We start from the raw sequence: 15,424 nt of genomic DNA, 5'->3' as shown, positions 1-15,424 counted from the left end.
GGTTTCACGGTCAGCCTCTGCACCCTATGGGCAGTGGTTAGTACAACCTCGTACGCTCAGATTGTTTTCGGGGTGGTCGGTGGTGTCAGCATCGATGCTGAGGGTGTTGTTCAATCGGTCACGCAAGCTCAGCGCGATGCCTACCTGGCAGACCTGCGCAAAGCTGTGTTGGGCGCCGAGGGCGATATGGCCAAGCCCAATGCGATGCGCATGATCTCGTTGCGAAAATTGCAAGAGGCCATTCTGCAAGCTCGTAGCACCGGCGAAACCTTGCCAGAAGAGATGCGTTTCTTGGCAGGTTTGCAACGTGTGCAATACGTCTTCGTCAATCCAGAAGAAAACGATATCGTCATCGCTGGCCCAGCCGAAGGTTGGAAGATTCGCGAAGATGGCAGCGTGGTGGGCATCAAGAGCAACAAACCAGTTGTACGCTTGGAAGACTTGATGGTCGCCTTCCGTACCGTCGAAGCTGCTCGCCAAGCCCCGATTTCTGTTTCGATCGATCCCACGGCTGAAGGCACTCAACGTCTGAACCAGGTTCTGCGCGGCGTTACTGGTGGTCCTGGGTTCCAACCGCAAGTCGTCGAAGCCGCCGTGCGTCAAGCCTTTGGTCCTCAAACGGTCACCTTTACGACCGTCTCGACCGATACACGCATGGCTCAAACCCTGGTGGCCGCCGATTATTGCATGAAGCTGTTGGCCATGCACTTGCAAGACTCACCAGTCGCCGGTCTGCCCAGTTACATGGAAATGATTCGCAACGTTCGTCAATCCAAGAATTCGCAACCTCGCTGGTGGATCGCTTGTCAGTACGACGCTATCCGACATAGTGAAGACGGCCTGGCTTGGCAACTGGACGGTCGCGGTGTGAAAGCCATGACCGAAGAAGAATTCGTGGCCACCGACGGTCAACGTTCGGCTGCCAAACACGTCAACAAGCAAGCTCAAATGTGGGCCGACCAGTTCACTGCCAAGTTCGATGAACTGAGTGCTTTCAATGCTTCGTTCGGCGAACTGCGAAATGCGATCGATTTGAATGTCGTCGCCACCCTGATCACCGCTCAACAACTGGACAAGAGCTCCGGCTTGGATCTGGCAGTACTGCGTGGCAGCAAGGGTGATGTAAACACTAACGGTCAAGTTGTCCCCAAAGTGATTCCCGCTCACTGCAGCCTGCTGAAGGGTGTCGCTGGTTGGGTTGTCTCAGCGAGCGGTGGCGTTGAAATCAATCCTTGGCAAATCGTGGCCGAGAATCGCAAACCCGACGCAACCCTCGTCAGCAAGCGCACCCCAGCCATCTCCGGCAACGCCAACAGCTGGTGGTGGGACTAAGTCGCAAGCGTCCCTTGTAGAGCAGCTGTCGCCAGCTGCTTAGAACCTTTTAACCACGGTTTCTTCCGACCACTGGACAAGTGTTACAGGCGAACGACTTGCCGGGCGCTGAGCGGCTGGGGACAGCCGCTCTACCTAGAGCAGCTGTCCTCAGCTGCTTAGAACCTTCTAACCATGGTTTCTTCCGACCACTGGACAAGTGTTACAGGCGAACGACTTGCCGGGCGCTGAGCGGCTGGGGACAGCCGCTCTACGTAGAGCAGCTGTCCTCAGCTGCTTAGAACCTTCTAACCACGGTTTCTTCCGACCACTGGACAAGTGTTACAGGCGAACGACTTGCCGGGCGCTGAGCGGCTGGGGACAGCCGCTCTACGGCCGCCCACGGCTTAGTCGCGGATGACGCGTTTCAGGGCATCGAGCGTAGCGGGTTTGATCAAGTGATGATCAAACCCCGATTCAAAGGCTCGCTGCCGATCGCTTTCTTGTCCGAACCCTGTCACGGCAACCAGTTTGATGTTGGACGTTGTCGAGCTGGCCTTGAGTTGTTCTGCAACTTCGTAACCGCTCATGCCCGGCATGGCGATATCCAAGAAGATCAATGACGGTTGATAAGTAATCACCGTTTCCAGGGCTGATGGCCCGTCAAAGCAGAACTCAACTTGTTGTCCCAAGCTCTTGAGCAGCATGCACAACATGCGCCCCGAAGCGCGGGTATCATCGACCACCAGAATGCGACGCTGGGGCAGATCGGCATCGCTTTGATCGCTGTGGTTTTCTTCGGTCACGGTGATATTCGCTTGACTTTGTTCAACACATGGCAGATGGACCGTAAAACAACTGCCCTGGCCCAGCCCGGGGCTGGTGGCTTCGACTCGACCATTGTGCAATTCCACTAGATTCTGAACCAAAGTTAGCCCGATTCCCAGTCCACCATGAGCTCGCTCGAGCGTTTGATCGACTTGGGTGAAGAGTTCAAAAATCCGTCGCAAATCCTCAGCTGGTATACCCGGTCCATTATCCTCGACTCGTACCTGGCACTCTTGTCCTACTTGTTGCAGGTGAATCTGAATTCTGCCTTCTGAGCCCGTATATTTGATGGCGTTGTTCAGGAGGTTACCGACAATCTGGCACAACCGCGCGCGATCTCCACATACCCAAACTGGTTGCGTGGGTAAGTGCAACCGAACCACGTGCCCGGCTTGTTCAGCTTGGCTGTTTGCGGTACGCGTGGCGCTGCGTACAACATCGGTCATGTCGATCGTGTCTGTGCGCAGGAGTATTTTGCCACCAGCGATCCGCGAGACATCCAGTAAGTCATCGATCAAACCGGTCATATGATGGACCTGGCTGGTCATCACTTGCCGAAGCTCGTCCAATCGCTGCGGATCGGCGGTGACCGATGGCCAGACATCCAGGGCATGAGACAAGGGTGCGAGCGGGTTACGCAATTCGTGCGCCAGCACTGCCAGAAAATGATCTTTACGACGATCGGCTTCGGCCAACTGCTGCGTGCGTAGACCGATGCGACGTTCGAGCTCTTCCGCTTCAAGCTTGCGCTCGTGCCACATGGCAGCCATCAATAGAAACGGGCCAGATATGGTCGCTAGAAAACCTTGCACCACCATTGCACGATGACCTGGCTCTTCGATGGTATTGGCAAAGGCTCCTAAGCCCTCACGCGTCGCAATCGTAATGATGACCGCCATGATGGCGGTGTGGCAAGCTACGGCTACGGTCCCAAAACGCAGGGCAGGCCAATACAACAAAGGAATCAGCAAAAACGGAAGCGAGAATTCATCCAGTCGCTCGCTGAAAATCAGAATGGTGCTCAGCGTTACCAAGGCAAAGCAGACCAGCAACTCCAAACTCCGCCACAGCGTAGCGGTCTTAAATTGAAAGCCTGCTTGAAGCGCCCAGATGATAGGCGCTACGATTAAGATACCCACGCAGTCAGCCAGCCACCAGACAAAGTAAACGTCTTGAAAGCGGCCGTCGTTGAACCACACGACTGCGCCGCTAGGAATCACGCCGCTCACTAGCGGAACTGTTGCAGCTACAATAAGCAATCGTTTTACGTCGAGCGATCGCTCGAGCGAAAAACGTTCGAACGACTTGAAATTCAATAACCACGCACCCAGGGCCGCTTCTAAAATATTGGCACCCGTCATCGACAATGAAAACAGCAGCGCCTTTTGATTGACCAAATCTGAGGCCACGTTGGCCATCGCCGCCGCCAGTAAATAAAGATGCCAATGTCGGACCGAGGTGATGGTTAGTACCATCAAGAACAAACCGCTGGGCGGCCAGAAGGTGGCGACATGACCAGGCTCGAAGGACATTAGATGTCCCACCTGGGCGGCCAACGCGTAAGCAATTCCGAATAAAATTGCCAGGACAACGCGAGGGATGGTGCCAAACGAAGCCGGTTCGGACTCTGAAGTGGAATGCGTCACTGGATGGCCTTCGACTGGTTGTACCAGATGAGCTAGAGCTTCTCCAATCCGAATCAAGGTAAATGCTGCGGTTGCTCGACCTCGGACTTGATGTGATTAAGAACCCGTAAGTGTATATCATGAATTAGTTTGTTGCTCCACCATTGCCAGTAGGCTTGCGGGTACATGTCCACCGTAAACCAAGTATGACCCTCCAGACGCATGCGTCCTGCTCCTAAATCAACCAGGCGAAACTCTCCTCGCTGGCTCGACAGGTAGCCGTCCAAGTGTGGAGGATGAATATGGCGATAAGGGCTCAGTTCGGTCAGCGGGCTGGGCTGGCTGGTTACGTTAAAAGCCAGTCGCAGCGGCTCATCCCAAACTGTAATGGGCTCGACAAACGCACCGGTGGAAAATTCGCAGTAACGCGTGGCGCCAACGCCCGAGCCTTCAATGCGGGCACTCTTGGGATAGGCAATTCCATAAGCTAACCATCCCGTAGGCGGTTCGGTAATCGGGCTGAATGCAATCACATGCGGCCAGACGGTTTGGCAACTGGACGCAATTTCCACACTGCTGACCACTTCCACAGTCGCGGGCGACATACACGTTCGTTCCACCAGGGCCATGACCGGCATCAGCACAATTGCCGGTAAAATACTTCGACTACGCGCCGATTCGGCCATCGCAATAATAAATCCCAGTACGCCGCCTATCACGCCGCCACCATAAACCATCGGCGCCGCCATGGCCACGCAAATCAATCCCTCCAAAGCCGTTAGTAACAACATCAGCATCGCACAGGTAACACAGAACATGCTCAGGCCAAGACAAGCCAGCAGCCCGCTGCGGGTGCGAGATTGAAATTGGTGCGCGGTGATGGCCGACATGATGATCGGTGTCAAGATGAACAAAGCTCGGCCATAGTCGCCTAAGGCGTAGACGGCGATGACGAGCGAACTGGCTCCGAATAGCAATCCGAGAAAGACCGCTCGTAGCGCCTCCAAAGTTGGCTCTTTGGCCAGCGGCGCACTTTGCTCGTTGGCGATTAACGTGTCGGTACTCAGCTTGTTGGTACTCAGCGGAGCAGCCAGCATGTCCAATTCATCACCGGCCTCTCGCGGGCGACTGGGCAAACATCCCAGCACGAGCAAAAAGGGCACATTGATGATGGGACATAACATCCAAAACGCTGTCCAGGGCGACGCATTGATATCCAAGCACCGCTGTACGGTCAGCATCAACCCGATAAATAGAAACGGGAGGGTCCAAGCCAGGATGATCCCTGGGACCCACGCGGGTGCCGAATTAAACACCACGCTCTTGAGCGTTACAAAGGGCAAGATGAAGGCCCAGGGCGTGTAGAACTTGCCCGTGACGGCAAAGATAAGCACGGCTTCGCAGCTGTACTTAAGCAATGCCAAGCCCAGCCCCCAAGCCAGATAGGGGCCAGGTTTGATTGGCCGACTGAGCGCATCATCGACATCTAAATTTCTAAGCATTTCGACGCATCCAAAGCGGGATCTGGTCGGAAACGTCGGAGCTTAGATCCGGGCGGATAGGCAATGATTGTAGAGACCATTACCCCTACATGCTCAACCGCTAGCCAACCGTCGGACTTAACGCGTCTAGTTCCCACAATTTGCATTCTCACAATTTCTGTCGCGGGCTCAAACGCAGCGCCAGAGCAATGACGATGGTCAGAGCGACGGAAGTTATAAACGCACCGATCGGAGATTGTACTCCGGTTAAATCCGAATCCAGACTGGCCGAGCTGACTAGGCTAATGCACATTAGCACTAGCGCGAGTAGTCCGTAACCAAACGTCAGCGCGAACGACATCATCGAAAGACACAAAGCCGCCACCAGCCCCGTCCATTGCTTGAACGCTAGTGGCAAAGCGGAGAGCAATGTCGCCAGCAGCAAATCGCTAATTGAGAATCGCAAGGGTGGCCGCGACATGGGGAACCGAATTAAATAATTGACAGAACTTATCGCGGAGCTGCGCTCAGGCTCTCGCTCGTTACTTGCCCGCCGGGCTGACTCACTAGTGTAACCCCGATTGGTTCCAAATCGGGCCAGTAGGACATGAGAAAACTGTTGCGACCGTCGAAGACTTGCACAGTTTGCTCGCAACTGCGACCTACGGCGCGGCCGTCGGCGGCTGGCCGCAGCGACAATCGATGCGTGCCCACAGGCAGTTCCAAACGCAAAACCTGAATTTCACGGGGCAGTAGACCCCAGCATCGCGTGTCGGCCGACTCGGTGGCTTCCCAGGCTACGCCCACAGCGTCCATGCCCAGTGAAGCCAGGGGAGCTGATGCCTGCAACTGATCTTTGGCCAGATAGACAGCGCCTTTCTTGATCACGCGCCGCGAAACGGCGCGAGCCATGACCTCCGGTAACTTGGCTTCAAAGGTGCGCGTGGCCAGTTCATCCAAGTCGGTCAGTGGCAAAGTGTAACCGGCCAATTGTCCGCCTGAGGAAACTGAGATGACGTCGAACTGTTTCGGCGGACTGGCGATCCGCGGGATCTTTACCGGAGCGAGAGTGGGCGGCACGCTGTATTTGCCTACCGCTGACACAATTCGGTCGGCGATCAGCAAGGCATCGCTGGTCGCATGCTCGGCCACTTCGACTTTGTAAGGCCCACGGCCTACGAGCGCAAACACATAAACAACCCCTGAGCCTTTTGAGCTGTGGACCCCGTGGGTTACCCGCTGAATGTCTTGCGTGATGAATGAAGGATCGGGCAGAAACTGCGCGGTCAGTTCGTAAGCCCGCAGCGCATCGTCATAGTTTGCATGTGTGGCTTCGCGCAGTACACCCCGCAGATAAAAACCGATCGGTGGTGGAGAATAGGCGTTAGAGGCTATCGGCCCCCAACGTTCAGCCGCTTGCAGCTGCAACTTCTCGTGCTTGTCGATCAGCTGCAGCGCATAACTTTCGGCATCGATGCCGTCTTGCATAAGACTCGAGAGCGATAGAAACGTGCGTACCAGAAGCTTCTCGTAATCTTCGCCCGCGTAAGCGCGACGTTGATCGTCGGTCAACATCGAAGTGACGCCCTCGACCGCGCTGGCTTGCTCCAGGTGATCCCACTTGTCGCGTACTTCGCGCAATCGCTTTTCCGCCGAGGCGGGATCGCCGCGCACCAAGTCGGCCATCGCCAGGTCGAGTTCCACTACCGTGGCATCGCGGCCACCCTTGTCGGCCAGTTTGGCCAGACGCTCGTGAGCCGCATCAATCTGGTTGTCGTAAAACAGTTGACGCGGTTGTTGCAATCGCTGGGCATGCGTCGAACATCCCGCTAGGACCACCAGCAGGCAGGCAAATAGTTGCCACCATCTCCAGTGGTTGATGCACGCGATTATTTCCATGCCTTCAGCGGATTGTAGTTCCAGGCTTTGCCGAGATAAGTACTGTGATAGCCCTTGCGGACCGAGGCTTGTTCTTTGGTTTGTGTACCACTGGCCGTATCAATGAGCTCGAGCGTCAATAGATAGTCACGCTGCGTCGATGAGTTGCGTTCGGTCGAGCCGCTGGTCAGCTGGGCATACAGCAGATAGTCCACTGCCTGGCCTTCGCGCTGGAGCACCGCCGTAAAGAGCTGCATGTTGCTGGGCACGAGTAGATCTTCTGGCCGCAAGCGTGTCTCGCGCAGAGCCGCTTCCATGACACGGCGATTGATCACTTGGAACGACGGAGCCCGACTGATCTGCGTATCGATCTGTTGGTAGATTTGATCTTTAAAATCTTTCAACTCTTCGATGCTCTTGTTCTCGATACCTACAAAACACACCGTGCGTGGTATGGGATTACCATCGGGACCAAGCATCGGAGGATGCAATTGATTTTGAGTACCTAGCAACCGAGCCACCGATTCATCGACCAGTGGGTTGTAAACTTCGGCCCCGGCGTCATGACTACCGACAATGTCGGGCTGGTTGTTTTTGATGAGGTGACCGTACGAATAGCCGCGACATCCCACTGCAATGCTAGCAAGTGACAACAGAGCGAGCCCATAGCAGGCGGCTTGTTTGATCGAGTGGCGTTGCATCGCGGACACGTTTCATCCTTCGACTGTGGGAGGCATCACTGACTGCTAGCATCCAAGCCAGCCCCAGCGCGCAGTGACACCGTTAACTGTTTAACTCAAACAGGCTGATTGAGGCAAGTTCATTATTAAATCGACCACCCAGCGGGGTGCTCGTCAATAATTCACCTGCCGTAGCCGAAGTCGCCAGACTTTGGAACGTAGCCGATCTCGCCAGAGATTGGATGAATCTAGTGTGGTGCCTCCAAAGTCTGGCGACTTCGGCTACAGAAGAGCCTCCAAAGTCTGGCGACTTCGGCTACGGGATCGTATGCTAGCGTTTCGAGGTACTGCCATGCTAAGAAATGCTCTGCTCATCGCGCTAGTCGCGTTTCCAAATTGTTTGCTAGCTCAGTGGACGGCTGGGGTTGCGAAAGCTGTCATTACTCCCAAGACGTCGGTCTGGTTGGCAGGCTATGGCGGCACGCGGGTCGCCGATGGCCAGCTGCATGATCTGTGGCTGAAAGTGTTGGCCCTGCAAGACCATGCCGGCAACCGAGCCATACTGATCACTAGCGATTTTCAGGGTGTCCCGAAGTCGATGAGCGATCGAGTCTTCGCCAGGCTCGAGTCCGAGCACGGCCTCCAACGCCATCAGGTTATGTTCACTTTTTCGCACAATCATTGTGGGCCGCGTTTGGGTGATGATTTGATCGACTACTACCCGGTCGACGATGCGCAAGAGAAACTGGTCCAGGAGTACACCGATCAAATGGTGGTCTTGACGGCCAGCACAGTTGGCGAGGCGCTGCGTGTCATGCAACCAGTCGAGCTGCGCGAAGGCAAAGGCTCTACGAGCTTTGCCGTCAATCGACGCAATAACGCCGAAGCCGATGTGCCGCGCCTGCTGGCTGAAGGCCAGCCGCTGGTGGGACCTGTCGACCATGATGTGCCAGTGTTATCGATCGTTGATCAGCAAGATCGCCCGCTGGCTATCGTGTTTGGATACGCGTGCCATCCCACCACGCTCAGTTTCACCAAGTGGTGTGGTGACTATCCAGGCTTTGCGCAGTTAGAAATCGAGCGACACTTTCCCAGTGCCCAGGCGATGTTTATCAACACCTGCGGTGGCGATCAAAATCCGTTGCCTCGGCGCAGTGTGGAGTTGTGTGAGAAATACGGCCAGATGTTGGCCACCGCAGTGCGCGAGGTCCTCAACGCGCCCATGCGGACGATTGCCCCCGGCCTCAAGCAGCAGTTCGCTATGGTATCGCTCGACTACTTGCAAGTGATGGATCGCGGGGCGCTGGAGGCATTCAGTCAAGATGCCAATGCCATTCGCGCTCGTTGGGCTAAACGTTTGCTGCAACAACTTGATCAAGGGCACGACTTCGCTCAAGCGTACCCCTATCCCATTCATGTTTGGCGGCTGGGCAATGATACGCTCATGATTGGCATGGGGGCTGAGACGGTCGTTGATTATGCACTACGGTTCAAAAGCGAGTATGGCGCTAACACTTGGGTCTGTGGTTACACCGACGACATGCTTTCATACATTCCATCGCGCCGCGTTTGGGAAGAAGGTGGATACGAAGGGGGATCCAATCTGTATGAGTATGGCCGCCCAGCCTTGCGTTGGTCGGGCGATATCGAAGATCGCATCACTCAAACCGTTGCAGGGCTAGTGGCCAAGGTGCAGCAGTAGCCTAATCATGTTCCAGTTGATCGCGCTGGCGTAGAGCTGGGAACATCCAAGCCCAGGCAACCACTACGGCCAATGTTCCGACGCCACCCAGTAGCACCGAGGCCACCGGTCCCAGCCAGGCGGCCATGACACCTGATTCGAATTCGCCCAGCTGATTAGAGGCTCCGATGAAGACACTGTTGACGGCGCTGACGCGACCGCGCATGTCATCAGGTGTTTCCAGTTGCACCAGCGATTGTCGAATCACAACGCTCACGCAATCCGCGGCACCCAAGATGGCCAGGCTAGCCATCGACAACCAAAACGATTGCGACAACGCGAATACGATGGTGCCTGCTCCGAAGATGGCCACCGAAATGAACATCTGATACCCCACGCGTCGTCTGAGCGGATATCTTGCCAGCAATAGAGTCATGGTCAATGCTCCGGCGGCCGGTGCGGCTTGCAAGGCGCCCAGACCGGTCGCATCGACATGCAAGATGTCTTTGGCGTAGATCGGCAGCATGGCCGTCGCTCCACCGAGCAGTACGGCAAACAGGTCCAGCGAGATCGCTCCCAAGATAACCGGCTTGGCAAACACGTAGTGCAAGCCTGCCAGCAGCGAGCGGCTTGACTGAATGGTAACTTGCGTGCGCGGGATAGCCCGCATGCTGAACATCATCAAACTGGCGATCAAGAACATGGTTGCGGCCACGATATAGACCGCGGTGACATTGATCATAAAGATCAGCCCGGCCAGGGCTGGTCCGCCGATGATGGCAATTTGAGTAGCCGCTGTTGACGTAGCCAGTCCGCGTGCGAAGAGTTCGGGTGGAACGATATTGGGCAGGATCGACTGCATGGTCGGCATTTCGAAAGTTCGCGCCGCGCCCAGCAGCGTGACCAATCCAAAGACCAGTTCGCGCGAGAGCCAGCCGTTCCAGCTACCGACGGCTAGCGTCGTGCAGGCGATCCACTGGGCGAGCGTACAGCAGCAGGCGATCACTCGTCGGTCAAACCGATCCGCCACTGCGCCGGCCCACAGCGTCAGCAGCACGCGGGGCAAGAACTGGAACAGTCCCACCAGTCCTAAATCCAGCGGGCTACCGGTCAGCACATAGACAGACCAACCCGTGGCGACCACCTGCATCTGGTAGGCGCTCATCGACATCACGCGCGCGACCCAGTAATGCCGAAACGCGGCGATGTGAAACAAAGATTCCAAGACGATTTCCTTCGTTGACCCGATTCAAGGCCCCCCAGTCTACCCACAAACCCGGCTTGGCGGACTCTTCGACCTGGGATGATTCGATGAAGCTATCTCCGAAACCGCTTCCCCCACCCCCTTCACGAAAGGGCCAAACTTGGCTATTATTTTCATTCTCTAAAGCACCCTCAGCAGGTTCTTCCAGAATCCGTTTGCATCCAGCACGCGAACTTCCGAGACCTGCCGTGTGTCCAGAGTATGCCCAGCCCTTGTAGCTCAGTCGGTAGAGCAGCTGACTCTTAATCAGCGGGTCGTAGGTTCGAGCCCTACCGGGGGCACTATTTGATTTCAAAAGCCCTGGTTTTCCAGGGCTTTTTTCGTTTCTGTTATGCGCTATACCACCATGACGACATCGCCCAGCCCGCCCGGCGCAGTGCGAGACGCCGTGCAAATGGATCGCGCGCAGTGCAGAAGCTTCTACTCTTTATGGGGAGCAGAGATTACTCTATAAAGCTTACAAAACAGAACCCAAGGGCATTCGTTCATGCCGATACCACCATTCGACGGAATCAAGAGCATTCTGCCGCCCTATGTCGGTCGGTATGACTACGACTCTAATCTAATGTCTCCGTACTACTGCACAGTTAATGAACTGGCTGTGCGGTTCTCAACTAGCCCCGAACGCATAGACATTCTAAAACGATTCATGGACCTGCGGCTCGAACTTTGCACCCACGGGATTCGCGGTTACCAGTGGATAGACGGTAGTTTTGTCGAAGATATTGAGACGCGAGAGTCTCGCGCGCCCAGAGACATTGACGTCGCTTCCTTCTGCGCCATTGATGACGCTACCGGCTTTGCCCTGCCTGACTATTTGACGGATCACGAGATAACGAAGACAATATTTAAAGTGGACCACTTCGTACTGCCAGTTCTAACCAATCCTTTTGTACTCGTGGACGTCGCAAGGTATTGGTTTGGATTGTTCTCACATCGGCGAGGGGATGACCTATGGAAGGGCATGCTGCGAGTTGACCTTCCGTGTCAAACAGAGCAGCAAGCTATAGCTTTCCTGGGAAGCTTGCGATGAATGAACTGCAACGACTAAAAATTGAGGCCTCTGAGCTTAACCGGCTTCGTACTTTGGCTGAGGAAAGCAGCCCATTCCTGGCTCGACAGTTGCAGCAGCGAATCAATGCAGTTAGCCACGGTATAGAAGAACGTACGGATCCTGAGACGCTATTCGACTTATCGCCTAATGAACCAGACCACGCAGCTTTTTTCTTAGCTGGCGATTCCGAGCACTCTGGTATACGGCCATCGCTTGCTGGCGAAGTGCTGCAACAATATGAGCGTATGTTCATTGGTCAGGCCATTTACGATGAGCGGCAAGCAGTTATCGCAGGCGGTGGATCAAGACGGCCACGCGGTCAACCCGAGCCACGCATAGAGCTAGTTGCCACTCCCAAAGGTTCATTCGGCTTCGAATTCGCCCCAGTTCCTGGCGATAACGCGGGTATTCACGCTCGGTCGCTTGAAAAGGTGGCGGCCACCGTCAACGACGTTGTGAGTAGCGAAAATCTTGAGACTGCCCTAAGCCGAATACCGACAACTGTAATTCAACCCCTCAAGATGTTCATCAAGGCGATCAGTGAGGCCCAAATGAGCCTGCGATTTGCATTTGAGCGAAGCAAGTCCTTTGCGATCTCTGCCGCGACGATTCGTGAGGCTTCATCCCGATTGGTGCGAGACGTGGATATTCAAGATGGCAAGAGTGTGACTGGGGTCTTAAGGGGCATTACATTTGAGAGCGGTACGTTTGATCTCATCCCTCTTGTAGGCGCAATCATCACCGGAACGCTCTCTGAAACGCTTGAAGAAGAAGACTTGCTGCGTGTGTACGGTTTGAGCAATCGTCAAGTGCGAGCCAAAATGCGAATAACATCGATTCGCAACCTGGACGACACATTTGTACGCAAGTACGAGTTGATAGACGCACAGCCGACGGGCGACCAACAGCTCAGTCTGCCTTTGCCCGCTCCCAATCCTCCGGCGTCACCATCAAATAGTGATCCTTAGCCACTGGCTTGAATAGCCGAGCCAGACGTCGCAGACGTGTGATGGAAATTTCGCCTGCCGATCTTTTACGCGTTCGCCAGTGAGTATCAAATGTGATTTTGATAACGACCCAAACAGCGAATCATCTGAGGACGAACAGAATCAGCCAGGTGCAGTAAATGCCCCTCTATTGCTCGAGTGGGATTCCGAGTACGGCGAGCGTGCGATCTTCAAAGACTTCTCTTCAACGCCGCGAGCGTGTGTTAGTTCCAACGGTGAGCCATTTGATCCACCGCTCACCTCGCCTGTGGTCTACCCTGTGCTCAACGCGACCAGGTATCAGACGACATTCACGATCGCAACAAAGCTCCAGTACGAGAACAGGGTCAATTCATCTGGTTGGAACGGTGCGCCAGCTTATTCCGTGCTTTGTACCTCTATCCGCGCCACGCAGGTGGTCGAGGATGGCACCAAGCTATGGCGAGTGATTTACCGATTCAGGTACAACCCGCTGCCTGATGGCTACAAAGCCATGCCGCTCAACCGCGGATCCTACTACCTCGAGTCGGGCCAGCCGAAGGAGTTCAAGACAGCCGGCGGCATTCCATACGTTGGCATCCTCACAGCGACTGGCGGCAAGGCCACCGAAGGATCCGAGACCTACGGCGGCAAGAACCAACTCGGCTTCAAGAACTATGAAGAGGTCAACTTCGCAGGCCTCGGCCTGACGTTCTAGAGGTAGGGGGGCGCAAATATAGTGCCTTGGGGTATCGGAGACCGCACGTCGGGCGCGCACATTTTTGCGATTTTTTTTCGGGCGGGGGGGAATCAAATAAGTTCCGATTTCCACTCTACGTCGAACAACTCGGTGTACAGGGACGAAAAGCATCCCTTGAGAGTTGTTACGCTCGGTCTACCCTCGATGCCTCTAAGGAAACACTCAAGCAGCTTTTCGCATAAATGAGTTTCTGGTCCCTCTAGTCTATGTCCTAACTGAAGAAACCTTGCATTTGTACTACCGCGCATTAACCTAGCATTCATTATCTGAAACACGTGGTGCGGCGATGCCAGTATTTCCCCAGTGAAGAGTTCGTAGATGGTGATCGCAAATGAAAAGACATCGCTCTTATTGGTCACCGCCTTTGGCTTAATTGCCTGTTCCGGCGACATGTATTTCAAGGTACCTAACCCCTGTTGATGTGTCATAGTCAGCCCGCCGGTTGAGATGGATTGGTGAAAGTCTCCCCATTTAACCACTCCAAAGTCTCCCAACTTAATTCTCGGAAGGCCTTTCCTAGTTTTTCCGTCGAAGAAAACATTCGCCGGCTTTATGTCACGATGAACCAGCTTTTTGCTGTGAATGTAAGTAACGGCATCGGCTAGTTGTAGCGCGATGAATAGTCGCTCTTGGGTGATGGAAAGTTCACCACGGGCAGCGGCGTGAATACCTCGCAGTTCGGCCTCAAGGGTATGGCCTGCAACTTTCTCCATAATCAGGAATGGATTCGAAGGCGCTGGCTGTTCCGAAAAGCACGACCCATTTTCATTGTCTACATACTCAAATACTTGGACTAAGTGAGGATGGTCCAATCGCGCGCCTCTTTGTCCTTCATGCTTGAACCTTTCAGCAACGTCATCAAAAGAGCTCGACTCAATATACTTAGGGTCCGGAGCAAGGAACTTTATTGCCACCAAGGAGTCATCACTTTTCCTGGTAGCTCTCCGAACAACTCCAACGGCGCCGTCGCCGAGCTTTCCACCCAGAACGTACGTTGTTTTTCCGACGGTGAAGTTTTGACCTGACTTTGCAAGTAGGTTGCACCGCGCTAATCTGTGAGCCATCTGTGACCTTCGTTTATTGTTTGTCCCGCTTGGCGATAGCATCGCGCGCCGATTGTGGCAGTTTACTGAAGATAGCCTGAGTTCTACTGGGAAGTGAGATCGTGTACTCAATGACAACGTTAAGTACTTCGAACAACTCAATTGCAGTTTGGAGGCTGTCCGTGTCAATTACTCCCGGGTGCACGGCCTCGTTGCCCGTAACTCGAAGAACATCGAGTGATTGCTGAACTATTTGTGGTAGCCCCTTCGATACCAGGGACGCTATGTCGTCATTGATGTTCTTTCCCTTTTCCCCTAGTGCAGTGCATAGTACTTGTACTGCTAACCTCAAAAGCGCAGCAGCCGCTCTTGGTGAAAACGCGCAGATTGACGCTGCTTCCGCGTAAAGCTTGGCTACAGCTGGGGGCATGTCGAGGTTCATTTCGGGTGCCGGAGAAGGCATCGGATACACCATCCGGTCATCCACCCAAAGAGTTCCGTCATTGCAATTTATGCACATTCCGTATGTTATTCGATAGTTGCTTCCCGCATTACAGTTAAAAGCGTGCGATCCCCATCCGATCTGCTGTGCAATTCTCTTGCAGTGTGGGCAGAGGAAACTCCTCTCAAACGGTGCTGGCTGTAGATTTTTTGCTTCAGACACGATTTTGTTCCTTAGTAGCCGTTGATGCTATCACTCACGGAGCAATATTTCCATCACATGGTTCACGGTGGCGAAGAAAACCGACACGCGAGATAACGTGCAATGCGCAGTGCACACTTCGTCTCGTCAACGCAAAAACAGTAAACCTTCGAGCCCTACCGGGGGCACTGCAGAAACGTGAAAGGCCTGG

13 protein-coding genes and 1 tRNA gene are annotated in these 15,424 nt (G+C 54.6%); 6 read left to right on the top strand and 8 right to left on the bottom strand.

Annotation, left to right across the window (positions count from 1 at the left end; translation table 11 throughout):
* The first annotated feature begins 33 nt into the window (after positions 1 to 33).
* Entirely contained in the window at positions 34 to 1,332 is a 1,299-nt protein-coding gene (locus SH573x_RS24855; protein WP_479350721.1) for a DUF1598 domain-containing protein, read from the top strand.
* A gap of 386 nt (positions 1,333 to 1,718) precedes the next feature.
* On the opposite strand, the gene SH573x_RS24850 is transcribed toward SH573x_RS24855, so the two are convergent.
* From SH573x_RS24850 to SH573x_RS24830, 5 genes are all read right to left on the bottom strand, one after another.
* Positions 1,719 to 3,785 carry an MASE1 domain-containing protein gene (locus SH573x_RS24850; RefSeq protein ID WP_479350720.1) on the bottom strand — a complete coding sequence of 689 codons (2,067 nt, stop codon included), beginning with the start codon at positions 3,783 to 3,785 and terminating at the stop codon, positions 1,719 to 1,721.
* 53 nt (positions 3,786 to 3,838) lie between these two features.
* Positions 3,839 to 5,266, bottom strand: a complete 1,428-nt coding sequence (locus tag SH573x_RS24845) for a DUF805 domain-containing protein (RefSeq protein ID WP_479350718.1) — start codon at positions 5,264 to 5,266, stop codon at positions 3,839 to 3,841.
* A gap of 148 nt (positions 5,267 to 5,414) precedes the next feature.
* Positions 5,415 to 5,726 (bottom strand): hypothetical protein, encoded by a 312-nt coding sequence (locus tag SH573x_RS24840; protein WP_479350716.1) that lies wholly within the window; start codon positions 5,724 to 5,726, stop codon positions 5,415 to 5,417.
* Positions 5,727 to 5,755: 29 nt separating this feature from the next.
* Complete coding sequence (locus tag SH573x_RS24835) at positions 5,756 to 7,144, bottom strand: COG3014 family protein (protein WP_479350714.1); 1,389 nt, start codon at positions 7,142 to 7,144, stop codon at positions 5,756 to 5,758.
* Complete coding sequence (locus SH573x_RS24830; protein WP_479356805.1) at positions 7,135 to 7,824, bottom strand: LpoB-related protein; 690 nt, start codon at positions 7,822 to 7,824, stop codon at positions 7,135 to 7,137. The genes SH573x_RS24835 and SH573x_RS24830 overlap by 10 nt, the downstream gene beginning before the upstream one ends.
* Positions 7,825 to 8,155: 331 nt before the next feature.
* Between SH573x_RS24830 and SH573x_RS24825 the strand changes: the two genes are divergently transcribed.
* Positions 8,156 to 9,505, top strand: coding sequence for a neutral/alkaline non-lysosomal ceramidase N-terminal domain-containing protein (locus SH573x_RS24825; protein WP_479350712.1), 1,350 nt, complete (start codon positions 8,156 to 8,158; stop codon positions 9,503 to 9,505).
* A gap of 1 nt (position 9,506) precedes the next feature.
* On the opposite strand, the gene SH573x_RS24820 is transcribed toward SH573x_RS24825, so the two are convergent.
* Positions 9,507 to 10,709 (bottom strand): MFS transporter, encoded by a 1,203-nt coding sequence (locus SH573x_RS24820; RefSeq protein WP_479350710.1) that lies wholly within the window; start codon positions 10,707 to 10,709, stop codon positions 9,507 to 9,509.
* Positions 10,710 to 10,956: 247 nt separating this feature from the next.
* Here SH573x_RS24820 and SH573x_RS24815 point away from each other — a divergent pair.
* The 4 genes from SH573x_RS24815 (at position 10,957) to SH573x_RS24800 (ending at position 13,485) form a co-directional block, all read left to right on the top strand.
* Positions 10,957 to 11,029, top strand: a tRNA-Lys gene (locus tag SH573x_RS24815).
* Positions 11,030 to 11,235: 206 nt separating this feature from the next.
* Positions 11,236 to 11,781: a DUF6932 family protein gene (locus SH573x_RS24810; RefSeq protein WP_479350708.1), complete on the top strand. Its 546-nt coding sequence runs from the start codon at positions 11,236 to 11,238 to the stop codon at positions 11,779 to 11,781.
* Entirely contained in the window at positions 11,778 to 12,770 is a 993-nt protein-coding gene (locus tag SH573x_RS24805; RefSeq protein ID WP_479350706.1) for a hypothetical protein, read from the top strand. Before SH573x_RS24810 ends, SH573x_RS24805 begins: the two co-directional genes overlap by 4 nt.
* 169 nt (positions 12,771 to 12,939) lie before the next feature.
* Positions 12,940 to 13,485: a hypothetical protein gene (locus tag SH573x_RS24800; protein WP_479350704.1), complete on the top strand. Its 546-nt coding sequence runs from the start codon at positions 12,940 to 12,942 to the stop codon at positions 13,483 to 13,485.
* A gap of 92 nt (positions 13,486 to 13,577) precedes the next feature.
* On the opposite strand, the gene SH573x_RS24795 is transcribed toward SH573x_RS24800, so the two are convergent.
* Together SH573x_RS24795 and SH573x_RS24790 are read right to left on the bottom strand one after the other, a co-directional pair.
* Complete coding sequence (locus SH573x_RS24795; RefSeq protein WP_479350702.1) at positions 13,578 to 14,591, bottom strand: serine/threonine protein kinase; 1,014 nt, start codon at positions 14,589 to 14,591, stop codon at positions 13,578 to 13,580.
* Between the two features lie 13 nt (positions 14,592 to 14,604).
* Positions 14,605 to 15,234 (bottom strand): DUF4145 domain-containing protein, encoded by a 630-nt coding sequence (locus SH573x_RS24790; RefSeq protein WP_479350701.1) that lies wholly within the window; start codon positions 15,232 to 15,234, stop codon positions 14,605 to 14,607.
* Positions 15,235 to 15,424 lie beyond the last annotated feature (190 nt).

This window comes from Rania fehmarnensis, from assembly GCF_056494185.1.
Note: the sequence above shows the minus strand (reverse complement) of the source record. Positions and strands in the feature narration are given on the sequence as shown.

Coding starts and splice junctions, on each gene's coding strand:
- SH573x_RS24845 (WP_479350718.1), bottom strand. CDS start 5,266: ATGCTTAGAAATTTAGATGTCGATGATGCGCTCAGTCGGCCAATCAAA.
- SH573x_RS24840 (WP_479350716.1), bottom strand. CDS start 5,726: ATGTCGCGGCCACCCTTGCGATTCTCAATTAGCGATTTGCTGCTGGCG.
- SH573x_RS24835 (WP_479350714.1), bottom strand. CDS start 7,144: ATGGAAATAATCGCGTGCATCAACCACTGGAGATGGTGGCAACTATTT.
- SH573x_RS24830 (WP_479356805.1), bottom strand. CDS start 7,824: ATGCAACGCCACTCGATCAAACAAGCCGCCTGCTATGGGCTCGCTCTG.
- SH573x_RS24825 (WP_479350712.1), top strand. CDS start 8,156: ATGCTAAGAAATGCTCTGCTCATCGCGCTAGTCGCGTTTCCAAATTGT.
- SH573x_RS24810 (WP_479350708.1), top strand. CDS start 11,236: ATGCCGATACCACCATTCGACGGAATCAAGAGCATTCTGCCGCCCTAT.
- SH573x_RS24805 (WP_479350706.1), top strand. CDS start 11,778: ATGAATGAACTGCAACGACTAAAAATTGAGGCCTCTGAGCTTAACCGG.
- SH573x_RS24795 (WP_479350702.1), bottom strand. CDS start 14,591: ATGGCTCACAGATTAGCGCGGTGCAACCTACTTGCAAAGTCAGGTCAA.